Here is a 21,967-nt window from a genome sequence, read left to right on the forward strand (position 1 = left end):
CGGTAGGGCCTTTCGTCAAAGGGTTTCCAGCCGCTGGCGCAGCTGCGTGGCCTGCGCGCGCAGGGCGGTTTGCTGGGGCTCGTCCATCTTCTGCCACTGGCGGTACACCAGGGCCAGGCGCGGGTTGCCTTGCAGCGCCGGGGCGTGGCGCGCAAAAAAGTCCCAGTATAGGGCGTTGAAGGGGCAGGCGCGCGCGCCGGTCTTTTGCTTGGGGTCGTAGGCGCAGCCCCGGCAATAGTCGCCCATGCGCTGCAGGTAGGCGGCGCTGCTCACGTAGGGCTTGGTGGCGATCACGCCGCCATCGGCGCGCTGGCTCATGCCCAGGGTGTTGGGCAGTTCCACCCACTCAAAGGCGTCGATGTAAATGCCCAGGTACCAGCGGTGCAGCGCCTGCGGCTCCAGCCCGGCGAGCAGCGCGAAATTGCCAATCACCATCAGCCGCTGGATATGGTGCGCGTGCGCTGTCTGCAGCGACTGGGTGATGGCCAGGTGCAGGCAGCGCATGCGTGTGTCGCCGCTCCAGAACCAGTGCGGCAGCGGCTGGTGGTGGCCCAGCGCGTTGTGCGCGTCGTAACCCGGCATGTGCGCCCAGTAGATGCCGCGCACGTATTCGCGCCAGCCCAAAATTTGACGGACGAAGCCCTCTACCGCGGCCAACGGGGCCCGGCCCGCGCGCCAGGCGCTCTCGGCGCGCTGCACTACCTCCAGCGGGTGCAGCATCTTCACGTTCAGCGCAAACGACAGCAGCGAGTGGAACAGGCGCGGCGCCTGGGCTGCCAGCGCGTCTTCGTAGTCGCCAAAGTGCGGCAGCGCGGTGGTGATGAAGGCGTCCAGGCAGGCCAGGGCCTCGCCCCGGTTAAGCGGCCAGCGCAGCGCGTCGGCCTGGGGCGCGCCAAAGCTGGCTACGCCCGCGCGCTTGATCATGGCCCACAGGCCGCTGTGGTCGTGCTGCGGCCGCCAGTCGGCGGGCTCGGGCGGGGTGCCGGACCAGGGCTTGCGGTTGTCGTGGTCAAAGTTCCACTGCCCGCCTTCGGGCTGGCCGTGGGCGTCCAGCAGCACCTGGTGGCGGCGGCGCATGTGGCGGTAGAAGTGCTCCATCAGCCACTGGCGGCGCCCGTGCATCAGGGCGGCCAGGTCGCCCCGGGCGGTCAGAAAGTGCTCGCTGTCCACCGCCTTGCAGGCCAGGGGCTGGAGGGCGGTAGCGGCACAGTCCTGCAACTGGGCATCGAGCCGCCATTCGTCGGGCTGCTGCCATTGCACGGCCTGGGCACGATAGTGCGCGGCCAGGGCGGCCAGGTTGTCCGGGATGGACTGGCGGTTGCTGGCGTCGTCCAGCGCCACGTAGCGCACGCGGTGGCCGGCCTCGCGCAGCTGGCGCGCAAAGTCGCGCATGGTGGCAAAGATGGCCAGGATTTTCTGCGCGTGGTGCAGCACGTAGTCGGTCTCCTGGCGCACCTCCATCAATACATAGACCACCTGCGGGTCTACTTGGGCAAACCAGCTGTGGCCGGGGTTGAGCTGGTCGCCCAGCACCAGGCGCAGGGTGTGGCAGGCGCGGGTCATGGGCGGCTCCACAGGTCTTGGTAGGCACCATGAGGGTCGTAGGTCTGGGCCTGCTGCACGGGGTCGAAGCGGCGGCCGCCGCGCGGGTCGGTGCCCCGGCCCGCGATGTACAGCCAGTTGCCCTGGTTGCTGTAGACGTCGTAGTCCAGCAGGTGGTGCTCGAACCAGGCCGCGCCCGCGCGCCAGTCGCACTGCAGGTCGTGGATCAGGTAGCTGGCCGTCACCTGGCGCAGGCGGTTGCTGAGGTAGCCGGTGGCGGCCAGCTCGCGCATGCCGGCGTCCACCAGTGGCTGGCCGGTCTGGCCCGCGCACCAGGCGGCAAAGCGGCCCGCGTCGTGCGGCGTGGCGCGTGCGGGGCCCAGCCCCTGGGCGCGGTAGAGCGCGCGGCCATGCTGCAGGTGCAAAAAGCGAAAGTAGTCGCGCCACAGCAGCTCGAACCACAGCCAGTAGCTGCCGTCGCTCGCGCCCTGGGCGGCTTCGTAAGCGCGCAGCTGCGCCAGCGTCTGCCGCGCCGAGAGCGCGCCGGTGGCCAGCCAGGGCGACCATTTGCTGGAATAGTCCAGCCCCACCAGGCCGTTGCGCGTGCGCTTGTAGCTGTGCGGCAGCCCGCGCGCCAGGTACTGCGCCAGGTGGGCCAGGGCTGCCGTCTCTCCGCCGTGCAGTGGCCCGCGTTGGTAGGGGAAGGCGCTGCGCGCATCGGCCGCAGGGGGCGTGCCGACAAAGGCCGTGAGGGCATCGTCCTGGCTGTACAAGTAGGCAGCGGGCACGCCCTTCGGCCAGGGGGGCAAGCTGGTGGGCGGCGGCAGCGGGGTGGGTGGCTGCAGGCTGGCCTGCTCCACCGCTTGGCGAAAAGGGGTGAACACGGGTGGCAGCTGCTGCACAGGAAAGGGCAGCTGCGCGGGTTCGAGCAGACTGCTTTGCCAGACCGTATGCACCGCCAGGCCGGCCGCGCGCAGCTCGTTCACCTCGGCCTGCTCGTAGGGGGCGGCAATGGCTTCGCACAGAACATCGCTGGCACCCACGGCGCCGGCCAGGGCGGGGAGCACGCTGGCCGCAGGCCCAGGGCAAATCAGCAGCGGGCAGCCGCGCTGCAGCAGCGCCAGGCGCAGGCCATCGATGGCGGACGCCAGCCAGGCACGGCGGTGCGGCCCTATGCGGGCAAATCCCCAGCGGCTGGGAGCCTCGGCGTCCGGCAAGCACAGCACGGGCAGCAGCTGGCGCGCGCCTTGGGCCAGGGCTGCGTGGAGGGCGGGCTGGTCGTGAAGGCGCAGGTCATTGCGAAACCAAAGGATCACTGGGCTCATGAACTTCCCTGCGCATCACCGGGCTTGCCTGCGGAACGCCGGCAGCGTTCGGAGCAATACTTGGCCGCGTCCCAATCGCGCACCCACTTTTTGCGCCATGCAAAAGGCCGGCCGCAGACCAGGCAGGGCTTTTGCGGCAGGTGCGGCTTGCGGTGCATGGCTCAAAACTCCAGGCTTTGTTGTGGGTCGGGCGCGCTGGCGGGGCGGCCCTTGTTGCCTCGGCGCGCCAGGCGCGAGCCGTGTTTTTCCACGATGGCGGCCTTGGCTTCGCGCACAGGCGCCTGGGCGCGCAGTGCATGCACCCTGGCCTTGGCGGCGCGGGTCGCGGAGGCCAGGTCCACCAGTGGTTCGGGCAGGTCGCGGCCCAGCAGCACGCCGCAGCGCGCTTGCACGTCGGCGGGCATGCGCCAGGGCTCCAGCAGCCAGGCGTCCGGCACGTGGCGCAGGTGGGGCTGCCAGCGGCGCACAAAAACGCCTTCGGGGTCGTGGTCCTGGGCTTGCTTGATGGGGTTGTAGACGCGCGTGGTGTTGATGCCCGTGGTGCCGGCTTGCATTTGCATCTGGCTCCAGTGGATGCCGGGCTCGTAGTCCAGAAACTGGCGTGCCAGCCACAGCCCCACGGGGCGCCAGTGCAGCCACAGCGGGTAGGCGGCCACCGACACCAGCATGGCGCGCATGCGAAAGTTGAGCCAGCCGGTGGCGCGCAGCATGGCCACGCAGGCATCGACCATGGGCCAGCCGGTGCGGCCGGTTTGCAGGGCCTCGAAATGGGCGGGGTTCCAGTCGTCTTCGCGCAGGCCGTCGTAGCCGCGGTGCAGGTTGCGCCATTCCAGTTCGGGCTCGGATTCGAGCTTTTGGATGAAGTGGCAGTGCCAGTGCATGCGGCTCATGAAGGCCGCCAGGCCCTGGCGCTGGCGCGGGGCGAGCGGGTCGTCGTCGGCCTTGAGCTGGATTTGCCGCTGCTGCGTGGCCTGCACCACCTCGCGCATGCCCAGGCAGCCCAGGGCCAGGTAGGGCGACAGGCGCGAGCAGGCTGTGGGCGCGGTCAAGGGAGAAGAGATGCCGCCCCGGTACCCGGCGCTGCGTTGCTGCAAAAATTCGTGCAGCACCGCCTGGCCTAGGGTGCGCCCGCCACGCTGGCGCAGGGGTGGGTCGTGCAAATCCAGCAGGCCCACGGTCTCGGGCGCGGGCCAGGCATCGCGCCAGGGCAGGGCCAGGGCCTGCAGGCTGGCGGGCGGCGGGGGCGCCAGGCAGGGGGCCTGCATGAAGGCCTGCCAGCGCGCGTGCCAGCGGTCACGCGAGGGCAGGCGCCGCACCACGCCGTGCTGCGGCCACTCTTGCCAGCCCACGCATTGCTGGCGGCACCAGCGCGCCACGGCCAGGTCGCGGGCGTAGGTGTGGGCGTTGCCGGTTTCTTCGTGCGAGGCCAGGCGCGCAAAGGGCTGCAGCGCATGCAGGTGCGCCAGCACCTCGGGCACCTCGCCCACGGCCAGCTGCAGCGTGGCGCCACAGGTGCGCAATTGCAGGGCCAGGTCGCGCAGGCTTTCGCGCAGAAAACCGTAGTGCTGCAGCGCGCAGTCGGGCTGCGCCCACAGGCTGGGCTCCAGCACGTACAGGCACAGCACCGGGCCTTGGCGCGCGGCGTGGATCAGCGGCGCGTGGTCATGCACGCGCAGGTCGCGTTTGAACCAGACGACGGTGTAGGCCATGGTGCGCTTGCCTGGGGTGGGGGCCGATGCGTGGGGCGGTCAGTGCGCCGGGTCCTGGCGCTCGTGCGTGACCCAGATGAGCGCGGCGGTATCGACCCCCAGCGCGCGCGCCTGGGCGACGATGGCGTTTTGCTGTGCCGGGGCGATGTGCTTGTCGCGCGCCAGAATCCAGGCGTAACCCGTGTCGGGCCCCACGACCAGGGCCCAGCGGTAGTCCGGGTCCAGCGCGGCGACGTGGTAGCCGCCGTAGAACGGCCCGAAGAACGACACCTTGAGCGACGCCGTGGTGGGCGCGCCGGTGAACAGGGCCTTGCCCACGGCTTCGCGCCACTGGCCGCTGGCCGGGGCATAGCCGCGGTTGACCACGCGTACGCTGCCGTCGGCCTGCGCGGTGTAGGTGGCGGACACATCGGTCATGCCGCGCTCAAAGGCGTGATCCAGGCGCGCCAGCTCATACCAGCGGCCCTGGTAGCGCTGCAGGTCAAAGGGCGTCACGGCGGTCACGCCCGGCGGCGGGCGGGTGCTGGCGCAGCCCGCCAGCAGCAGGGCTGATCCGGCCAGCAGCAGGGCCAGCAGTGCCAGGCGATGGCGCTGCAGTGGCGATGGGCGGGTGCTGCTCAGGGTGCGGGCGGCGGTGTGCATACAAAGTCCTCCAGGGGTTCATTGGCCGCGGCGCCACTGCGCCACCAGCGGTTGCAGGGCAGGCAGCTGCGCCACGGCGCTCACGCCTGCCAGCGGCCCCTGGTACAGCGCGGTGCAGGCGCCACCCACCCACAGCGCGGTGGCGGGGGGCAGTTGCGCGCGCAGCTCGCGCAGGCTGGCCTGCACCAGGGCGGGTTTGTGCACGTTGCTGAAGCTCAGGGCCACCACGTCGGCGCGGTGGGCCCGCGCGGCCTGCGCAATGTCGGTCAGCGGCGTTTGCGTGCCCAGCGACACGCAGGTGCAGCCCTCCAGCGCCAACAGGGCTTCCACCATCAGCAGGCCCAGGCTGTGCTGCTCTTGCGGCAGCGTGGTCAGCAGCACCTTGGGGCCCAGCGGCACGGGCTGCGGCGCCAGCGTGGAAATGGCATGGCGCAGCACGCCGGTGATGACCTCGGTGTACAGGTGCTCCTCGTAAATCTCGAAGCGGCCCTGCGCCCAGGCGTCGCCCACCGCAGTCGTCAAAGGCGCGACCAGATCGGTGACAAAAGCCCCCAGGCCCATGCGCAGCTGGGCGTGGCTCAGGCCGTGACGCAGGGCGCGCGGATCGTGCGTGCCGATGGCGTGGAGCAGTTCCTCCAGCAGGTGCGAGTGGAGAGAGTCTTGTTTGTGTGTCTTGGACAAAAAGGCTGTGGTGGCCGGTTTCTGGCTTTCCAGCAATTGCCCCAACTGGGCGTCATCCAGGCCCACCACCTTGCCTGGCCGCAGGCCGCCATCGAGCAGCCGGCGGATTTGCTTGAGCCGCTGCACCTGGGCTGCGCTGTACAGCCTGTCACCCGCCGAATCCCGCGTGGGCGCAGGGAATCCATAGCGCTTTTCCCACACGCGTAAGGTGTCTTTGCCCAGGCCTGTTTCGCGCTCCACGGCGGCAATCGGCAGGCCTGCATCGCCCGTGGGGGGTGCAGTAAAAGACGGTGCGGGAGTTGGGATGCTCATGGACAAAGGAGGATGGGTTGCGCTAATTGTCTAAGACAAAAATAATTTTGTCTAGTACAATACGCATTATGTGCAGCAGCCAGGGCTGCACTCCACAGTACCGCAGATTGGAATCAGGCTCATGAAAGTCGCAGTCATCGGATCAGGCATCTCGGGTTTGGCGGCCGCGCACCGCCTGCGGCGGCACGCGCAGGTGGTGCTGTTCGAGGCGGGCAGCTACTTTGGCGGCCACACCCACACGGTGGATGTCACGCTGCCCGATGCCCAGGGCCAGCGCGTCACGCACGGCGTGGACACGGGTTTTCTGGTGCTCAACGAGCGCACCTATCCCGGTTTGATTGGCTTGCTGGAAGAACTGGGCGTACCCACGGCGGCGTCGGACATGTCGTTCTCGGTCCAGGTGCCGGGTGCTGGCGCGCTGGGGGCAGGGGCGCTGGAGTGGAGCGGCTCCAGCCTGGCGACGGTATTTGCCCAGCGGCGCAACCTGCTGCGACCGCGCTTTCTGGCCATGTTGGCCGAGCTGCTGCGCTTTAACCGCCTGTGCACCGCCCTGGCCGAGCGCGGTGAAGACCGGGCGCTGGCCCAGCCTTTGGGCGAGTTTCTTGACCAGCACGGCTTTGGCGCTGCGTTTCGTGATTGGTACTTTTTGCCCATGCTGGGCTGCATTTGGAGCTGCCCGACGGACCAGATGCTGCGCTTTCCCGTGGCCACCATGGTGCGCTTTTGCCACAACCATGGCCTGATCCAGGTGCAGAACCGGCCCCAGTGGTACACGGTGGCGGGCGGCGCGCGCCAGTACGTCCATGCCATCGTGCAAGGGCTGGACGCGCGGCTGGCAACGCCAGTAGAACGCATCCAGCGCAACGCCGCCGGCGTGCTCATCCAGACCAGCGCCGGCAGCGAGCATTTCGACGCCGTGGTGCTGGCCGTGCACAGCGACCAGGCCTTGCGCCTGCTGGCCCAGCCCAGCGCTGTTGAACAACAGGTGCTGGGCGCCATCCGCTACCAGCCCAACCGCGCCGTGCTGCACACCGACACCCGCGTGATGCCCCAGCGCCGTGCCGCCTGGGCCGCGTGGAACTACGAGCGCGCGGCCAGCGGCGCACAGGAATCGGCCCGCGTCTGCCTGCACTATTGGCTCAACCGCCTGCAGCCGCTGCCCTTTGCGCAGCCGGTGCTGGTGTCGCTGAACCCCTTGCACGACATTGCCCCGACGCAGGTGCTGGGTGAGTTTGACTATGACCACCCGGTGTTCGACCTGGGGGCCATGGCCGCGCAAAAGCGCGTGCCGCAGCTGCAGGGCGCGCAGCACACCTGGTTTGCCGGTGCCTGGACGGGTTACGGTTTTCATGAAGACGGCCTGCAGTCCGGCTGGCGCGCCGCCGATGCGCTGCTGGCGCAGATGCAGCGCAGGAAGGCCGCATGACCCCCGCTGCCGCCCCCGGCCCTGTGCCGCACATCGGCTTCGGCCATGTGTGGCACACGCGGCTGCGCCCGCGCCAGCACCGCTTCAGCGTGCCTACCTTCTTCCTCATGTTGCCCATGCGCACGCTGCGCGCGCAGCCGCAGGCGGCGGGGGTGCTGGCCCTGAACCGCGCCGGGGTGCTGGCCTTTCGCGATGCGGATCACGGCGACGGCAGCGACGCGAGCCACGGCGGCGCACTGGCCTGGCTGGAGGCGCTGCTGCATGCCGAGGGCATTACCGACGCGCAGGGCGAGATCTGGCTGCAGTGCTACCCGCGCGTGCTGGGCTACAGCTTCAAGCCGGTGAGTTTTTGGTACTGCCACCGCAGCGACGGCAGCCTGCGCGCCATCGTGGCCGAGGTGAACAACACCTTTGGCGAGCGCCACGCCTATCTGCTCGACCAGCCGCGCTACGGCCAGGAGCTGCAGGCGCGCAAGGCCTTTCATGTGTCGCCGTTTTGCGCGGTGGAGGGCGGCTACCGCTTCGAGTTCCGCCGCAGCGGGCCCGAAGGCCTGGGCTCAGCGCGGGTGCGTATCGATTACCACGACGCCGAAGGCCCGGTGCTGCTCACCGGCATGGCCGGGCGGCTCGAACCCCTTACCGCCGCCAGTCGCCGCCGCGCGTTGTGGCGCTACCCCCTGCTGACGCTGGGCGTGATGGCCCGCATTCTCTGGAACGCCTTGCTGCTGTGGCTCAAGCACGTGCCATTCCACGCCAAGCCCGCCGCGCCGGCGCTGCCCGTTTCCCGTTCATCCTCATCCGAGCACTGACCATGAACACCACCACGACGACAAACCCGTTCTCGCTGCCCCTGCCCGCCAGTGCGCCCGCCAGCGCGCGCAGCGGACTGCGCCTGCTGCAGCGCTTGCAGCACGGCACGCTGCACCTGGAGCTACCCGACGGCAGCACGCTGCAAGTGGGCCAGGGCGGCTACCCGCACGCCAGCCTGCACCTGCACCACTGGCGCGTGTTTGGCGCAGTGCTGCGCTCGGGCGACATCGGCCTGGCCGAGGGCTATATCGCCCAGGACTGGAGCACGCCCCACCTGGCCGACCTGCTGCGCCTGCTGATGGCCAACCGTGATGCGCTGGAATCCCTGGTCTACGGCGCCTGGTGGGGGCGCCTGGCCTACCGGCTGCGCCACCTGCTCAACCGCAACAGCCGCGCGGGCAGCCGCCGCAACATCCACGCCCATTACGACTTGGGCAACGCCTTCTACCAGCTGTGGCTGGACCCGAGCATGAATTACTCGTCGGCCTGGTTCCAGGGTGACTTGACGGGCGACCTGACCGCTGCGCAGCACGCCAAAGTGCGCCGCGCCCTGCACAGCGCCGGCGTGCAGCCCGGCAGCCGCGTGCTGGAAATTGGCTGCGGCTGGGGCGCGCTGGCCGAAATGGCGGCGGGCGAGTGTCAGGCCCATGTGACGGGCGTGACGCTGTCCACCGAGCAACTGGCGTTTGCCCAGGCGCGCCTGCTGGCAGCGGGCCTTGCGCCGCAGGCCGATCTGCGCCTGCAGGACTACCGCGACATACAGGATGGGCCGTTCGACGCCATCTGCTCCATCGAGATGGTGGAAGCCGTTGGCCAGGCCTACTGGCCCAGCTACTTTGGCACGCTGGCGCGACTGCTCAAGCCCGGCGGGCGCGCCTGTGTGCAAAGCATCGTCATCGACGACGCGCTGTTCGACCGCTACGTGCAGGGCACGGACTTCATCCAGCAGTACGTCTTCCCTGGCGGCTGCCTGCCCAGCCCGGCGCGCTTTCGCGCCGCCGCGCAGCAGGCCGGCCTGCGCGTGGTGGAGGAATTTGCCTTTGGCCCCGACTACGCCGAAACCCTGCGCCGCTGGCACCGCCAGTTCACCGAGCGGCGCGCCCAGGTGCTGGCCCAGGGCTTTGATGCGGTCTTCCTGCGCACCTGGGAGTTTTACCTGGCGTACTGCGAGGCGGCCTTCGACAGCCGCAACATCGACGTGGTGCAGTACACCTTGGTGAAAGATTAAAAACCATAGCTGCTCGCGCTTTCTGCATATGCCTTACAGCCTCATTTCATCGCTAAACCGAATGGCCTGCGTGGGCGTGCTGGCGGTGGCCTTGGGGGCCGCGGTCGCCAGCGCCACCGCTGCGGCCGATGGCGCAGCCGCCCCGCCCAGCTTTGTGCAGCAGGCACTGCCTGCCGCAGCCCTGCTGGGCCAGGGACAGATGCGCTTTCTGGGGCTGCGCATTTACGACGCCCGCCTGTGGGTGGGCCCGCAATTCAAGGCGGCCGACTTTGGTGACTACCCGCTGGCGCTGGAGCTGAGTTACCACCGCGCCTTCAAGGGCGCGGCCATCGCGCAGCGCTCCATCGACGAGATCGAGCGCCAGGGTGAGTTGCCGCCCGCGCAGGCGCAACGCTGGCTGAAAGTCTTGACCGCCTTGCTGCCCGATGTGCAGTCTGGCGACCGGCTGACCGGCCTGTACCAACCCGGCCGGGGCATGCGTTTTTGGCGCGGCGAGCAGTTGCTGGGCGTCACGGACGATGCCGAGCTGGCGCGCCGCTTTTTCGCCATCTGGCTGTCGCCGCGCACCTCCGAGCCCGGCCTGCGCAGCGCCTTGCTGGCGCGCAGATCAGAAGGCGGGCCATGACCCGCGCCCATCTTCCGTGGACTGCCGCGCAGGTGCTGCCCTGGCGCGCCGGCCTGGCCTACGGGCTGCTGGGCCTGCCACTGGCCTTTGCCGCGCTGCCGTTGTACGTGGTGCTGCCGCATTACTACGCCAGCGACCTGGGCCTGCCGCTGGCCATCGTGGGCGCGCTGCTGATGCTGGTGCGGCTGATGGATGCTGGGGCTGAGCCGCTGCTGGGCCGCCTGAGTGATCGGCTGTACCGCCGCACCTCGCAGGCCGTGCTGTGGGTGGCCGGGGCTGCGGCGCTGCTGCTGGCGCTGGGCCTGGCGGGCCTGTTCTTCCCCCGCGTGCAGGGTAAAGCGGCGCTGGCGGTGTGGATGGTGGCGGGGCTGCTGTTCACCTGCCTGGCGCACAGCCTGCTGGTCATCGCGCACCAGGCCTGGGGCGTGCGCCTGGGGGGCGACGCCTTGCAGCGCAGCCGCATCGTGGCCTGGCGCGAGGGGGCGGGGCTGCTGGGCGTGGTCACGGCCAGCGCGCTGTCGGTGGCCTGGGGCGCGGGCAGTATGTTGGCCGTGTTTGCGTTGGCACTGCTGGCCGGCTGGCTGGTGCTGTGGCGCGCGCCGCGCCCGCCGGTGGCGGTTGCGCTACGCGATAGGGGGCATCAACCCAGTCCTGCGCTGTGGCAGCCACTGGCCGAATCACCATTCCGCCGCCTGTTGACCGTGTTTTTGTGCAACGGCATCGCCAGCGCCATACCGGCCGCGCTGATGCTGTTCTTCGCCCAGGACCGGCTGCTGGCCACGCAGCCGCAGATCGCGCTGTTTCTTGTGCTGTATTTCGTCAGTGGCGCGCTGTCCATGCCGGCTTGGCTGCGCGTGGTGCGCCGCTTCGGGCTGGAGCGCGCGTGGCTGGCCGGCATGTTGCTGGCTGTGGTCTGCTTTGGCTGGGCTGCGGGCCTGGAAGGCGGCCAGGTGCTTGCCTTTGGCGTGATCTGCGTGCTGTCCGGCATGGCGCTGGGGGCCGACCTGGCCGTGCCCGGCGCTCTGCTGGCCCTGCTGATCGAGCGCCACGGTGCCCAGGGCGTGCACGACGGCGCCTACCTGGGCTGGTGGAACCTGGCCACCAAGCTCAACCTGGCGCTGGCCGCAGGCGCCACGCTGCCGCTCTTGCAATGGCTGGGCTACACGCCCGGCAGCCAGGATTTTTATGCGCTGCAGCACCTGGCTTGGGTCTACGCGCTGCTGCCCTGCGCGCTCAAGCTGGTGGCCGCGTCGTTGCTGCACTGGCTGCTGATCGATTCTCCAGACCACCCCCAGGAGTGACACCATGAACACACGCCGCCATGTTTTGTTGACCCTGCTTGCGGGCTCGGCCGTCCTCGCGGGCTGCGCCGGGCCGCAGGTCAGCGATTACGCCCAGCAGCGCCCCGCGCTGCAGCTCGATCGCTATTTCAATGGCCGCATCCGTGCCCACGGCATTTTCCAGAAGCGCGGCGGCGAGGTGGTACGCCGCTTCACCGTGGTCATGGACTGCCATTGGGAGGGCAACCAGGGCGTGCTGGACGAAGCCTTCAGCTATTCCGACGGCAGCACCTCCCGCCGCGTCTGGCGCCTGACCAAGCACGAGGGCGGGCGCTACACCGGGCGCGCCGACGACGTGGTGGGCGAGGCCGCGGGGCAGGAGTCCGGCAACGCCTTCCGCTGGAACTACACCCTGCGCCTGCCGGTGGACGGCAAGGAGTACGAGGTGCAGTTCGACGACTGGATGTTCCTGGTCGATGAGCGCGTGATGCTCAACCGCGCCACCATGAGCAAGTTCGGCATCACGCTGGGCGAAGTGCTGCTGTCCTTCACCAAGGAATGAGCCCATGCCTCTGAACCCCCGCATCACCGACTGGCACGGCAAGCGCGTATGGCTGGTGGGCGCGTCCACCGGCATTGGGCGTGCCGTGGCCGCGCTGCTGCACGCACGCGGGGCGCAGGTGTGCGTGTCGGCGCGTCAGCAGGGCCTGCTGGACGCCTTCGTGCGCGAGCACCCCGGCAGCCAGGCGTTGGCGCTGGACGTGACCGACGCCCAGGCCACGGCCAGCGCTGCGCAGCAGCTGCTGCAGGGCGGGCCGCTGGATCTGGTTCTTTATTGCGCCGGCTACTACCGCCCCATGGCGGCCGACGCGCTGGACTTGCCCGAGCTGCTGCAGCACCAGCGCGTGAACGTCGCTGGCGCGCTGCATGTGCTGGCCGCGGTGGTGCCCGCGCTCTTGCAGTCCGCCAGCGCCGGGCGCGCGCCGCACCTGAGTTTGGTGGCCAGCGTGGCCGGCTGGCGCGGCCTGCCGCAAAGCCTGGCCTACGGGCACACCAAGGCGGCGCTGATCAACCTGGCCGAAAACCTGTTCCTCGACCTGCGGCCCAAGGGCGTGGGCGTCAGCCTGCTGAACCCGGGCTTTGTCGATACACCACTCACGGCGCAAAACCAGTTCACCATGCCTTCCCTCATCACACCCGAACAGGCGGCGCTGGCCATCGTGCGCGGCTGGGAGCGGGGGGCGTTTGAATCGCATTTCCCTAAGCGCTTCACGGGTGTGCTCAGGTTCATGCGCTGCCTGCCGTACCGCTGGTATTTCCCGCTGGTGCACCGCTTCACCGGCCTTTGACCCATGCAGACCTCTCCCGCCGCTTCGTGCCCCGACACCCCCGCCGCCGTGCAAAGACTGATTGCGCTGTACGAGCAGCTTAGCCCCGCGCACCTGGCGCGGCTGGGCGACTACTACGCGCCCGACGCGCAGTTCAAAGACCCCTTCAACTACGTGCGCGGCGTACCCGCCATTGCGCAGGTGTTTGCGCACATGTTTGACACGCTGGAGCAGCCGCGTTTCGTCGTCACGCAGCACCTCGTGCAGGGCAAGCAGGCGTTTCTGGCCTGGGAATTTCACTTTCGCATGCGGCGCTGGCGGCCTCAGGTGGCGCAATGCATCCGCGGCGCCACCCTGGTGCGCTTTGACACCCAGGGACGCGTAACGCTGCACCGCGACTATTGGGATGCCGCCGAAGAGCTGTACGAAAAACTGCCATTGCTCGGCACTCTGATGCGCTGGCTGCGCAAGGCAGCTTCCGCCACCCACAAGGCCGCACCATGATCACCGTTCACCATCTTGAAATGTCGCGCTCCCAGCGCATCCTCTGGCTGCTGGAGGAGCTGGGCGTGCCCTATGACATCCGCCTCTACCGGCGCGACCCGGCAAGCCGGTTGGCGCCTGTCGAACTCAAGCGTATCCACCCCCTGGGCAAATCGCCCGTGGTGACCGATGGCGACACCGTGGTGGCCGAGTCCGGCGCCATCATCGAATACTTGGCCGAGCGCTTTGGCGCCCAGGCGCCGGCAGAGCTTGCCCACCTGGAGCCCGCGCGCGGCACCGCAGAGCATCGCCAGTGCCGCTTTTGGATGCACTACGCCGAGGGCTCGCTGATGAACTGGCTGGTGATGAAGCTGGTGTTCGACTCCATTCCGCGCCAGCCCATGCCGTTCTTGGTGCGGCCCGTGGCCCGCGCCCTGTGTGCCAAGGTGCAGCAAAAGCTCATCACGCCGAACGTGCAGACCGCGCTGGCCTTCATGGAGGCGCACCTGGCGCAGCACCCCTGGTTTGCGGGCGAGCACCTCACCATGGCGGACTTTCAGATGAGCTTTGCCGTGGAGGCAGCCCTGGCCCGGGGCGGCAACGAAGCGGCTTGGCCGCATCTGGCCGCCTACCGCCAGCGCCTGCAGGCACGGCCTGCCTACCAGCGTGCGCTGCAAAAGGGCGGGCCGGTGTTGATGTCCTCGTGAACGGACCATGACGATAAAAAAAATACCTGCGGGCAGCAACGGCGTGGCGGCTACGGCCCCCAGCGCCCTGGTGTGGCTGCGCCGCGACCTGCGTTGCCACGACCACGCCGCGCTCTACCACGCGCTGCGCCGCCATGAGCGCGTGTACTGCGCCTTCGTGTTCGACACCGACATCCTGGATGCGCTGCCCACGCGCTGCGACCGGCGCGTGGAGTTCATCCACGCCAGCGTGCTGGAGCTGCACGACGGCCTGCAGCAGCTGGCCGCACGCAGCGGCGCGCCCGGCGGCGGGCTCATCGTGCGCCACGGCCCGTCGCTGACGTGCATCGTGCAACTGGCGCAGGCGCTGGGCGTGCAGGAGGTGCTGGCCAACCGCGACTACGAGCCCCAGGCCCTGGAACGTGACCAGCGCGTGGCCCAGGCCTTGGGCGAGTTGGGCATCGCTTTTAGCGACTACAAAGACCAGGTGCTGCTGGAGCGTGACGAGGTGCTGACCCAACAGGGCCGGCCCTACAGCGTGTTTACCCCCTACAAGCGCGCCTGGCTGCAGCGGCTGGATGCCTTCCAGCTCAAACCCTACCCGGTGGCGCGCTACGCACGACATCTGGCGCCGCCACCTGCCGGCGAGCGCCTGCCCACGCTGGCAGACCTGGGCTTTGTCCCCACCAACCTGCATGCGCTGCCTCTACCCACCGGGATGCGCGGTGCGCAGCAGCTGCTGCACGACTTTGCGCCACGCATGGCGGCGTATCACGAGGCGCGCGACTACCCCGGGCGCAAGGGCGTGTCCTACCTGTCGGTGCACCTGCGCTTCGGCACCGTGTCCATCCGTCAGCTGGCGGCGCTGGCGGCGCAGCAGGCATGCGAAGGCAGCGCGGGCGCGCAGACCTGGCTGTCCGAGCTGGCCTGGCGCGACTTTTATTTCATGATCCTGTGGCATCACCCGCAGGTGGTCACGCAGTCCTTCAAGCCCGAATACGACCGCGTGCAGTGGGACGAGGCGCCCGCGCTGTGGCAAGCCTGGTGCGAGGCGCGCACCGGCTACCCGCTGGTGGATGCCGCCATGCGCCAGATCTTACAGACGGGCTATATGCACAACCGCTTGCGCATGGTGGTGGCGAGCTTCTTGACCAAGGATCTGGGCATTGACTGGCGCCGCGGCGAGCGGTTTTTTGCCCAGCACCTGAACGACTACGACCTGGCCGCCAACAACGGCGGCTGGCAGTGGGCCGCGTCTACCGGTTGCGACGCGCAGCCCTACTTCCGCATCTTCAACCCCATCACGCAGTCCGAACGCTTCGATCCGGACGGGCAGTTCATCCGCCGCTACCTGCCCGAACTGGCCCGAGTGCCGGATGCGCACATCCACTTTCCCGCCGCCATGAAGCCGGTCGAACTCGCGGCCTGCGGTCTGCGGCTGGGGGTGGACTACCCGCAGCCTGTCGTCGATCACGCCAGGGCACGCGAGCGCACACTGATGCGTTTTTCGCCTATTTCATAAAGTGAAGTTTCATGAGGGCTCAGAACTATGGAATTACGTCACCTCCGTTACTTCTTACGTGTTGCCTTATCCGACGGCATCACGCCATCGCGCCTACCAGCGCTCTTGGCGCAATGCCGGGAGGAAGACCCAGAGGTCGAAGTTCGGTTGTTCGAGGTTCCGCTGACCCAACAGATCAAGGGTCTGCATGATGACCTGTATGACGCCGGTTTCTCTATGGCCGAAGACGCAGGCGATGGCATCGTGGTTACGCCCGCGTGGGAGGACGAACTGATGGTGGCGGTGCCAGCTCGCCATCCGCTGCTCGCTTTCAAGAATGGAGTTGACCCACTTCGGTGGACGGGTACTGGTTTGATACTCAAACCGTTTCGGGTGTTGTCTCGGCATGCACATGGGCATCCTCGACTGAACCGCCCCGGGTTTCGAGGAGGCTGGTTGGTTTAAGTTGACACCTCTGCCAAGGTGTTGCCGGCGACGAGTTGCCTCCAGTAGTGTGCCTCAGCTTCTGCTGGAGGAATACCCCCGATCGGCTTGAGCAATCGTACATGGTTGAACCAGTGCACCCATTGGAGGGTGGCCAGTTCCACGGATTCCCTGGTCTTCCAGGGGCCCCGGCGGTGAATCAGTTCGGCCTTGTACAGCCCGTTGACGGTCTCGGCCAGCGCGTTGTCATAGCTGTCGCCACGGCTGCCTACGGACGGCTGGATGCCCGCCTGCTCCAGACGCTCGGTGTAACGGATGCTGACGTACTGGCTGCCCCTGTCGCTGTGGTGTGTCAAGGCATGGGCCTCTGGCCGACGTTCGTACAGGGCCTGCTCCAGCGCATCCAGCACAAAGTCGGTGTGCATGCTGCGGCTGACCCGCCAGCCGACGATGCGCCGGGCGTACACATCAATGACAAAGGCCACATACAGCCAGCCCTGCCAGGTGGAGACATAGGTGAAGTCCGATACCCACAACTCATTCGGGCGGCTGGCATTGAACTGGCGCTTGACGTGGTCCAGCGAGCACGTCGCTGACGTATCCGGCAGCGTTGTGCGTACCGTCTTGCCCCGGCGCGCCCCTTGCAATCCCATCTCCCGCATCAGCCGCTCGACCGTGCAGCGTGCCACCGCGATGCCCTCACGGTTCATCTGCAGCCAGACCTTGTCGACACCGTAGACCTGCCAATTGGCATGCCACACGCGCTGGATGTCGGCTTTCAGCCCTTCATCTCGCTGCGCACGCGCACAGCGTAGTTGCGGGTTGCGTTGCCGGGCTGCGTGGCGCCAGTAGCATGATGGGGCCATCTGCAGCACTTTGCAGATGGGCTCGACCCCGTAGCACTGGCGATGCTCGTCGATATAGGCTTTTATCGCTTGAGCTGGCGGTCGAGCTCCGCCTGGGCAAAAAACGCACTGGCTGTCTTCAGGATCTCGTTGGCACGCCGCAACTCCTTGACCTCGCGTTCCAGCTCCTTGATCCGCTGCGCATCGGCTGTGGTGGTGCCGGCACGCAGGCCAGCGTCGACTTCGGCCTTCTTGACCCATTCAAGCAGGGTATAGGATGCGCAGCCGATCTTGGGAGCAATCGACTCGATCGCCGCCCATAGCGAAGCGTAGTCGGCTCGATGTTCCTGCACCATGCGCACGGCGCGATGACGAACTTCCGGGGAAAACTTGTTTGACTTGTTCATGGCTCCATCTTCTCAAGAGTTGGGGCCTCCTCAAAACCCGGGGCGGTTCACGAAGGACTTGACACCGGAACTTTTTTGTACCTGCGCCAGAAAACTTAAGGATCGCCTAAGTTTCCGGGAAGACCATGGCTGCCGTCATGCACAAGAGGCAGTTCATGCGACTCTCACTCACTCCGAACCAAGGCATTGGCCTGGTCACCGTCTTCTCGCTGGCCGTGTACAACATCGGCTTCTGGCGCAATGTGGCGCAACAGACGCTGCAGCACAACGCCGGCAACCAGCTCTACCTGTGGCTGACGCTGCCGCTGCTGGTCGGCGCCGTGCTCTATCTGGTGCTGCAGCTGCTGTTCTGGCCGCGCGTGCACCGGGTGGTGGTACCGCTGCTGCTGGTACTCAGCGCCGCGGCTTCCTGGGCGGTGATGACGCAGAACATCTATTTCAACGCCGACCAGATCCAGAACATCCTGCAGACTGATCCGAACGAGGCGCGTGCCTGGATGAATCCGCGTTTTATCGGCTGGGCGCTGCTGACCGGTGTGCTGCCGGCCTGGCTCTACTTGAAATACCTGCAGATCAAGCCCGCCGGCAGCCTGTGGCAGGCCTCGGCCTGGCGCGTGGCCGGCATGGTAGTCCCGATCCTGGTGGTACTGGCGATTGCCGCGCTGGGCTACCAGAACTACGCGTCCTTCTTCCGCAACAACAAGGACGTGAAGAACCAGATGCTGCCGGCGGCGCTGGTCTATGCCGGCATCAAGACTGGCTATAACACTTACGATGCCAGCCGTCCGTTCGAGCCGATCGGGCTGGATGCCCAGCGCGTAGCCAGCACGAGTGCCAGCCCACGCAAGCAGGTGCTGGTCGTGGTGGTGGGCGAAACCACGCGTGCGGCCAGCTGGGGCCTGAACCCGGGTGCACCGGCCACCACGCCGCGCCTGGCCGCCATGCCCGATGTGATCAACTACCCGGATACGGCTGCCTGCGGTACCTCGACCGCGATTTCTGTGCCCTGCATGTTTGCGCCCGAATCGCAGGCCGATTTCAACGGCAACCGCGCCAAGCACCAGGAAAACCTGATGGATGTGCTCAAGCGCGTCGGGCTGCAGACGGCCTGGCTGGAAAATGACAGCGGCTGCAAGGGCATCTGCAACCGCATCCCGCACCGCGACATCTATCTGGAAGCGCCCAAGGAGCAGTGCCACGGCAACCTCTGCTATGACAATGCCATGCTGGAGCCGCTGAAACAGACCCTGGCCGGCCTCACTGGCGATGCCGTGATCGTGCTGCACGCCAACGGCAGCCATGGCCCGGCCTATTTCGAGCGCTATCCGCAGCAGGACCGCAAGTTCACCCCGACTTGCGATACCAACCAGATGCAGGATTGCACGCGTGAGCAGCTGCTCAATACCTACCAGAACACCGTCGTGGCGCAAGATGCCATGCTGGCCGATACCATCGCGCTGCTGCAGCAGACCCCCGGCATCAGTCCGGCCATGCTCTACCTGTCCGACCATGGTGAATCGCTGGGTGAGAAGGGCATGTTCCTGCACGCCGCACCTTATGCGGTGGCGCCGGACGAGCAGACCCATGTGCCGATGGTGTTCTGGGGCTCGAAAGATTTCTATGCTGATCGTGGGCTGGATGCCGCCTGCCTCAAGGCCCAGGCCGGCAAGCCGCACTCCCAGGACAACCTGTTCCATTCGGTGCTGGGTGCGATGGATGTGAAAACCGCGCTCTATCAGCGTGATCTGGACCTGTTTGCCGGCTGCCGCTCTGGTGCCTGACAAGCCCATGAAAAAGGCTGCCGGAGGGGCAGCCTGATCAGATCCTGGCGGAAGCGGTGTCAGCCTATAACCTAGGTTTCATGCGGGTTGCAGGCCGATCGTTGCTTTTATCCCACCAATTTCCCAACACTCAAGTTTCACCAGCAATTGCAAGGGGGATCGCAGATTGACACCCCCCCCCATGCCGGGGGCACCTCGCGGGCGCGTGCGTGACGGCTCACAGGTTGGGGATCAAATTGAGCCCCAGCCAAAACCTCGCGGGCGCGTGCGTGACGGCTCACCCCACCCGCTTGCACAGCAATTCCAGCACCCGCCTCTGACTGGCTCGCTCGATCACCGTCTTGATTTCCAGTGTCTTGCCTCGATGCGTCAGCCGATCAGCAGCCGTCACACCAGGTTGATAGCGCATGATGACGCGCACGTCAGTGATTGCGGTCACAGCATCAGCGGCAATGATTTCCTTACCCGTCAGCGGCAGCACAGCGGCCCAGAACGTCCCCACCGTCTCCCAGCCCTCCGTCCAGGCTCCGGATGCGTCCTTGTACTCCCCGAAGCGCTCCAGCGTCACGCGCTGGTCAAGTTCTCCGGCCCTCATAGCGCCATCACTCGATAGGGTTGCAGCAGACGCTCGAATGTCCGGTTGCCGTGCAGCGGGCGGTCTGTCTGCCCCTCGCGGTTCTCGTACAGATCACCCACACGCAGCAGGATGGCAGCGCGTACAGGCGCAGGCATGGCGCTGGGTAGCTCGATGCCCAGATAGTCAGCCACAGACGCTTCTGCGGCGTCCATGTAGGCGTGCAGCAGGCTATCTTCGTCGCTCGTCTCGATGCGCAGGTGCTCCTTGACTTCGATCAGTGTCAGCATGTCAGTTCCTCATGAATGGATGAATAGGTGCCGGTCGCGGGCGTCCGACGCATCCCACCGGCTGACGGGGTTTTCTTCCAGCGCGGCACTGTCCGTCTGATCCGCGTCCGGGATACGCCTTGCGGCACCCCCCGGCAGGGTTACACAAAATAGATGCCGGTAAAGGCTTCTTCCTCGGCCATGCTCGTCGCCAGGCCCATCGCCATGGCAAGCGCCTGCATACCGTCGATGCGGCCTGTCTGACGGCTCTTGTCCAGCTTCCTGTTTCCGGCAGGATCGCGCACGGTCGTTGCGTTTGCCGCGCACATCGTCAATACCGGGTGCATGCCGTGTGCAATCCGTTCGTTCAGCAGCTCGGCTTCCAAAGCGTCCAGCGCGGGCGACATGCTGGCGTAGCCTTGTCCCCATGGGGTCAAAGGCACATCAGCGCCGATCCTGTCCAGTTCCTTTTGCAGCACGTCGATGCGCCAGCGGTCGAATGCGATCCCTTGCATGTTGCAGGTGCTGCATATCTCGGCCAGCTCGCGGGCGATTACCTCGTAATCGATCGTTCTGCCGGGTGTCGTATGCAGTTGACCCTCTCTGACCCACACGTCATAGGGTGCACGGTCACGCCTTGCACGCTCTGCCACACCGACTTCAGGCGTCCAGATCACCGGATGGACTTGCCATGCGTCGTTCACCTTGCCCACCAGCACCAGCGCAGTCAGGTCAGTACGTGCAGACAAGTCCAGGCCAGCAAACACCGGTTCATCACCGAAGGGCAGCGGCGCATCACCACAGCTTGCCCACACCGCCGGACTGACGAATGGGGAATCTGTCGATATGCGCTGATTCAGCAGCAGATTGCGGGCGCTGTTCTCCATCGATGGCATACGCTGCGCCTGCTCCAGTTGCGCGGCCAGATCGGATTCGCTGCGGAACAGGCCCAGGGCAGGATTTGCGGCCCTCCAGGCATCACGATCCATCAGGGTGCAATCCTCGGGTGCCTCATAGACGTGGCTGACAATGGCCGGGTCATTGCTGCTTGCAGCGTCGTCCAGCCAGATGGATAACAGATCAGCATCAGATGCCGCTTGCGTCGATATGGCAATCAGCAGTGGATTTTCGTGCGCACCCTGGCTGGTCGTGATCGCGTCGATGAAGTCACTTTGCGGCCCTCGTACCTGCCCCACCTCGTCCAGAATCGCCAGCACCGGGGACAGTCCATGCGCCGTCTTGCCATCAGCAGCAAGCGCACGGAATTCCACGTTCAGCGGCAGACCGATCAGGCGTTTTCCACTCGGGATGATCTTCACCAGCTTGGACAGCTTCGGTGACTGCATCACCATCTTGCTTGCCAGGCTGAACACCAGGGCGGCTTGATCGCGTGACATGGCACCACTGACGATCTGACTGTTTTGCTTCGCCTCCGGCCCAATCAAATGGGCCAGCAGCAGACCAGCAATAAGGCCACTCTTGCCGTTTTTGCGGGCAATCGATAGATAAGCCCTGCGAGTACCTTGCTCGTTGTCATAGACAGCACGGATAAACTCCTTCTGGAAATCGGCCAGCACAAGCGGCTTGCCCACATGCGCACCCTCCGGGGTCACACAATGGCGCTCGATGAAGGCAATCACACGCGCGGCGCGGGTCATTGCAAACCCATCGGGATCAGATCATCATCCTGCTCGGCACGCGCTTCACGCTCGGCAGTGGCAGCGTTCACCATGTCGGCAGCACGTCCGACTGTTGCCGTCGGATGCACGGCCACCGAACGGGCCAGCGCCATCGCCAGACGCGTCAGCTTCGCGTGCTCATCAGAACCGACTTCCATCCCTTGAATGGCAAAATTGACACGCGCCAGATTCGCGGCCAGCACCAGGTCAGAATCTGTCCAGGTATCACGCGGGCGGCTCGTCACAATGGCCTTCCAGAACGGTTTGCAGGCTTCGGGCAGGGCTACATACTCGGGCGGCTCGATAGGCGCACTGGCGGCATTCTGGTGCGCTTGCAGGGCTATTTCGCAGGTCGAACTGGTACGCTTAGGTGTTAACTTCATGATTGCC

General features: G+C 66.7%; 22 protein-coding genes, 1 pseudogene and 1 other annotated feature. Of the genes and pseudogenes, 12 read left to right on the forward strand and 11 right to left on the reverse strand.

Going from position 1 to position 21,967, the window contains the following annotated elements:
* Nucleotides 1–15 precede the first annotated feature (15 nt).
* The 6 genes from ACI3EV_RS04315 to ACI3EV_RS04340 are packed head-to-tail and all read right to left on the reverse strand — an operon-like array spanning nucleotide 16 to nucleotide 6,211.
* Entirely contained in the window at nucleotides 16–1,563 is a 1,548-nt protein-coding gene (locus ACI3EV_RS04315; protein WP_337690746.1) for a cryptochrome/photolyase family protein, read from the reverse strand.
* On the reverse strand, nucleotides 1,560–2,867 hold the full coding sequence (locus ACI3EV_RS04320; protein WP_337690744.1) for a DASH family cryptochrome: 1,308 nt from the start codon (nucleotides 2,865–2,867) through the stop codon (nucleotides 1,560–1,562). Before ACI3EV_RS04320 ends, ACI3EV_RS04315 begins: the two co-directional genes overlap by 4 nt.
* Nucleotides 2,864–3,025, reverse strand: a complete 162-nt coding sequence (locus tag ACI3EV_RS04325; RefSeq protein ID WP_329770892.1) for a DUF2256 domain-containing protein — start codon at nucleotides 3,023–3,025, stop codon at nucleotides 2,864–2,866. The genes ACI3EV_RS04320 and ACI3EV_RS04325 overlap by 4 nt, the downstream gene beginning before the upstream one ends.
* A gap of 3 nt (nucleotides 3,026–3,028) precedes the next feature.
* Complete coding sequence (locus tag ACI3EV_RS04330) at nucleotides 3,029–4,576, reverse strand: FAD-binding domain-containing protein (protein WP_329770893.1); 1,548 nt, start codon at nucleotides 4,574–4,576, stop codon at nucleotides 3,029–3,031.
* 39 nt (nucleotides 4,577–4,615) lie between these two features.
* Complete coding sequence (locus ACI3EV_RS04335) at nucleotides 4,616–5,218, reverse strand: lipocalin family protein (protein WP_337690742.1); 603 nt, start codon at nucleotides 5,216–5,218, stop codon at nucleotides 4,616–4,618.
* 18 nt (nucleotides 5,219–5,236) lie between these two features.
* Nucleotides 5,237–6,211, reverse strand: a complete 975-nt coding sequence (locus ACI3EV_RS04340; protein ID WP_337690741.1) for a MerR family transcriptional regulator — start codon at nucleotides 6,209–6,211, stop codon at nucleotides 5,237–5,239.
* Between the two features lie 121 nt (nucleotides 6,212–6,332).
* Between ACI3EV_RS04340 and ACI3EV_RS04345 the strand changes: the two genes are divergently transcribed.
* The 11 genes and pseudogenes from ACI3EV_RS04345 to ACI3EV_RS04395 all read left to right on the forward strand — a co-directional run.
* The gene (locus ACI3EV_RS04345) at nucleotides 6,333–7,637 is read left to right on the forward strand and encodes an FAD-dependent oxidoreductase (protein WP_329770896.1); all 1,305 of its coding nucleotides are present in this window, start codon (nucleotides 6,333–6,335) and stop codon (nucleotides 7,635–7,637) included.
* Nucleotides 7,634–8,446, forward strand: a complete 813-nt coding sequence (locus ACI3EV_RS04350) for a DUF1365 domain-containing protein (RefSeq protein WP_337690736.1) — start codon at nucleotides 7,634–7,636, stop codon at nucleotides 8,444–8,446. Before ACI3EV_RS04345 ends, ACI3EV_RS04350 begins: the two co-directional genes overlap by 4 nt.
* Before the next feature lie 2 nt (nucleotides 8,447–8,448).
* Nucleotides 8,449–9,675, forward strand: coding sequence for a cyclopropane-fatty-acyl-phospholipid synthase family protein (locus tag ACI3EV_RS04355; RefSeq protein ID WP_337690734.1), 1,227 nt, complete (start codon nucleotides 8,449–8,451; stop codon nucleotides 9,673–9,675).
* 61 nt (nucleotides 9,676–9,736) lie between these two features.
* Complete coding sequence (locus ACI3EV_RS04360; protein WP_337690732.1) at nucleotides 9,737–10,300, forward strand: chalcone isomerase family protein; 564 nt, start codon at nucleotides 9,737–9,739, stop codon at nucleotides 10,298–10,300.
* A complete protein-coding gene (locus ACI3EV_RS04365) occupies nucleotides 10,297–11,601 on the forward strand; it encodes an MFS transporter (RefSeq protein WP_337690730.1) in 1,305 nt (434 codons plus the stop codon). Before ACI3EV_RS04360 ends, ACI3EV_RS04365 begins: the two co-directional genes overlap by 4 nt.
* Nucleotides 11,602–11,605: 4 nt before the next feature.
* Nucleotides 11,606–12,142, forward strand: coding sequence for a DUF3833 domain-containing protein (locus ACI3EV_RS04370; RefSeq protein WP_337690728.1), 537 nt, complete (start codon nucleotides 11,606–11,608; stop codon nucleotides 12,140–12,142).
* A 4-nt stretch (nucleotides 12,143–12,146) separates the two neighbouring features.
* Nucleotides 12,147–12,929 carry an SDR family NAD(P)-dependent oxidoreductase gene (locus tag ACI3EV_RS04375; RefSeq protein ID WP_337690727.1) on the forward strand — a complete coding sequence of 261 codons (783 nt, stop codon included), beginning with the start codon at nucleotides 12,147–12,149 and terminating at the stop codon, nucleotides 12,927–12,929.
* A gap of 3 nt (nucleotides 12,930–12,932) precedes the next feature.
* Nucleotides 12,933–13,412 carry a nuclear transport factor 2 family protein gene (locus tag ACI3EV_RS04380; protein ID WP_213359602.1) on the forward strand — a complete coding sequence of 160 codons (480 nt, stop codon included), beginning with the start codon at nucleotides 12,933–12,935 and terminating at the stop codon, nucleotides 13,410–13,412.
* The gene (locus ACI3EV_RS04385; RefSeq protein WP_213359608.1) at nucleotides 13,409–14,098 is read left to right on the forward strand and encodes a glutathione S-transferase family protein; all 690 of its coding nucleotides are present in this window, start codon (nucleotides 13,409–13,411) and stop codon (nucleotides 14,096–14,098) included. Before ACI3EV_RS04380 ends, ACI3EV_RS04385 begins: the two co-directional genes overlap by 4 nt.
* Before the next feature lie 7 nt (nucleotides 14,099–14,105).
* Entirely contained in the window at nucleotides 14,106–15,599 is a 1,494-nt protein-coding gene (locus ACI3EV_RS04390) for a deoxyribodipyrimidine photo-lyase (RefSeq protein WP_337690719.1), read from the forward strand.
* Nucleotides 15,600–15,653: 54 nt separating this feature from the next.
* Nucleotides 15,654–15,914: pseudogene (locus ACI3EV_RS04395) on the forward strand (LysR substrate-binding domain-containing protein); the annotation flags it as partial.
* Between the two features lie 125 nt (nucleotides 15,915–16,039).
* On the opposite strand, the gene ACI3EV_RS04400 reads toward ACI3EV_RS04395, so the two are convergent.
* Nucleotides 16,040–17,274 (reverse strand): IS3 family transposase gene (locus ACI3EV_RS04400; RefSeq protein WP_337690717.1). Its coding sequence is split into 2 segments (ribosomal slippage): nucleotides 16,040–16,992 and nucleotides 16,992–17,274, totalling 1,236 coding nucleotides; the frame shifts between segments, so codons are not numbered across the junction.
* Nucleotides 16,880–16,996 (reverse strand) — a sequence feature (AL1L pseudoknot). Its footprint overlaps the gene before it by 117 nt.
* A gap of 155 nt (nucleotides 17,275–17,429) precedes the next feature.
* On the opposite strand from ACI3EV_RS04400, the gene ACI3EV_RS04405 reads away from it, so the two are divergent.
* A complete protein-coding gene (locus tag ACI3EV_RS04405) occupies nucleotides 17,430–19,055 on the forward strand; it encodes a phosphoethanolamine--lipid A transferase (protein WP_337690715.1) in 1,626 nt (541 codons plus the stop codon).
* Between the two features lie 277 nt (nucleotides 19,056–19,332).
* Here the strand turns inward: ACI3EV_RS04405 and ACI3EV_RS04410 are convergent, their stop codons facing one another.
* The 4 genes from ACI3EV_RS04410 to ACI3EV_RS04425 form a co-directional block, all read right to left on the reverse strand.
* A complete protein-coding gene (locus ACI3EV_RS04410; protein WP_337690714.1) occupies nucleotides 19,333–19,623 on the reverse strand; it encodes a phage head closure protein in 291 nt (96 codons plus the stop codon).
* A 23-nt stretch (nucleotides 19,624–19,646) separates the two neighbouring features.
* A complete protein-coding gene (locus ACI3EV_RS04415) occupies nucleotides 19,647–19,919 on the reverse strand; it encodes a head-tail connector protein (protein ID WP_337690713.1) in 273 nt (90 codons plus the stop codon).
* A 140-nt stretch (nucleotides 19,920–20,059) separates the two neighbouring features.
* Nucleotides 20,060–21,556 carry a terminase TerL endonuclease subunit gene (locus ACI3EV_RS04420; RefSeq protein ID WP_337690712.1) on the reverse strand — a complete coding sequence of 499 codons (1,497 nt, stop codon included), beginning with the start codon at nucleotides 21,554–21,556 and terminating at the stop codon, nucleotides 20,060–20,062.
* On the reverse strand, nucleotides 21,553–21,960 hold the full coding sequence (locus ACI3EV_RS04425) for a hypothetical protein (RefSeq protein ID WP_018715931.1): 408 nt from the start codon (nucleotides 21,958–21,960) through the stop codon (nucleotides 21,553–21,555). Before ACI3EV_RS04425 ends, ACI3EV_RS04420 begins: the two co-directional genes overlap by 4 nt.
* Nucleotides 21,961–21,967: the final 7 nt, after the last annotated feature.

This window comes from Allobrachymonas wangyanguii, assembly GCF_045055315.1.
Classification (GTDB): Bacteria; Pseudomonadota; Gammaproteobacteria; order Burkholderiales; family Burkholderiaceae_C; genus Brachymonas; species Brachymonas wangyanguii.

Excerpts from the sequence above, each read along its gene's own strand:
- ACI3EV_RS04370 (WP_337690728.1), top strand. The coding sequence starts at position 11,606 with ATGAACACACGCCGCCATGTTTTGTTGACCCTGCTTGCGGGCTCGGCC.
- ACI3EV_RS04425 (WP_018715931.1), bottom strand. The coding sequence starts at position 21,960 with ATGAAGTTAACACCTAAGCGTACCAGTTCGACCTGCGAAATAGCCCTG.
- ACI3EV_RS04390 (WP_337690719.1), top strand. The coding sequence starts at position 14,106 with ATGACGATAAAAAAAATACCTGCGGGCAGCAACGGCGTGGCGGCTACG.
- ACI3EV_RS04350 (WP_337690736.1), top strand. The coding sequence starts at position 7,634 with ATGACCCCCGCTGCCGCCCCCGGCCCTGTGCCGCACATCGGCTTCGGC.
- ACI3EV_RS04375 (WP_337690727.1), top strand. The coding sequence starts at position 12,147 with ATGCCTCTGAACCCCCGCATCACCGACTGGCACGGCAAGCGCGTATGG.
- ACI3EV_RS04355 (WP_337690734.1), top strand. The coding sequence starts at position 8,449 with ATGAACACCACCACGACGACAAACCCGTTCTCGCTGCCCCTGCCCGCC.
- ACI3EV_RS04420 (WP_337690712.1), bottom strand. The coding sequence starts at position 21,556 with ATGACCCGCGCCGCGCGTGTGATTGCCTTCATCGAGCGCCATTGTGTG.
- ACI3EV_RS04365 (WP_337690730.1), top strand. The coding sequence starts at position 10,297 with ATGACCCGCGCCCATCTTCCGTGGACTGCCGCGCAGGTGCTGCCCTGG.
- ACI3EV_RS04385 (WP_213359608.1), top strand. The coding sequence starts at position 13,409 with ATGATCACCGTTCACCATCTTGAAATGTCGCGCTCCCAGCGCATCCTC.
- ACI3EV_RS04325 (WP_329770892.1), bottom strand. The coding sequence starts at position 3,025 with ATGCACCGCAAGCCGCACCTGCCGCAAAAGCCCTGCCTGGTCTGCGGC.
- ACI3EV_RS04315 (WP_337690746.1), bottom strand. The coding sequence starts at position 1,563 with ATGACCCGCGCCTGCCACACCCTGCGCCTGGTGCTGGGCGACCAGCTC.
- ACI3EV_RS04360 (WP_337690732.1), top strand. The coding sequence starts at position 9,737 with ATGGCCTGCGTGGGCGTGCTGGCGGTGGCCTTGGGGGCCGCGGTCGCC.
- ACI3EV_RS04330 (WP_329770893.1), bottom strand. The coding sequence starts at position 4,576 with ATGGCCTACACCGTCGTCTGGTTCAAACGCGACCTGCGCGTGCATGAC.
- ACI3EV_RS04335 (WP_337690742.1), bottom strand. The coding sequence starts at position 5,218 with ATGCACACCGCCGCCCGCACCCTGAGCAGCACCCGCCCATCGCCACTG.
- ACI3EV_RS04405 (WP_337690715.1), top strand. The coding sequence starts at position 17,430 with ATGCGACTCTCACTCACTCCGAACCAAGGCATTGGCCTGGTCACCGTC.
- ACI3EV_RS04380 (WP_213359602.1), top strand. The coding sequence starts at position 12,933 with ATGCAGACCTCTCCCGCCGCTTCGTGCCCCGACACCCCCGCCGCCGTG.
- ACI3EV_RS04415 (WP_337690713.1), bottom strand. The coding sequence starts at position 19,919 with ATGCTGACACTGATCGAAGTCAAGGAGCACCTGCGCATCGAGACGAGC.
- ACI3EV_RS04345 (WP_329770896.1), top strand. The coding sequence starts at position 6,333 with ATGAAAGTCGCAGTCATCGGATCAGGCATCTCGGGTTTGGCGGCCGCG.
- ACI3EV_RS04340 (WP_337690741.1), bottom strand. The coding sequence starts at position 6,211 with ATGAGCATCCCAACTCCCGCACCGTCTTTTACTGCACCCCCCACGGGC.
- ACI3EV_RS04320 (WP_337690744.1), bottom strand. The coding sequence starts at position 2,867 with ATGAGCCCAGTGATCCTTTGGTTTCGCAATGACCTGCGCCTTCACGAC.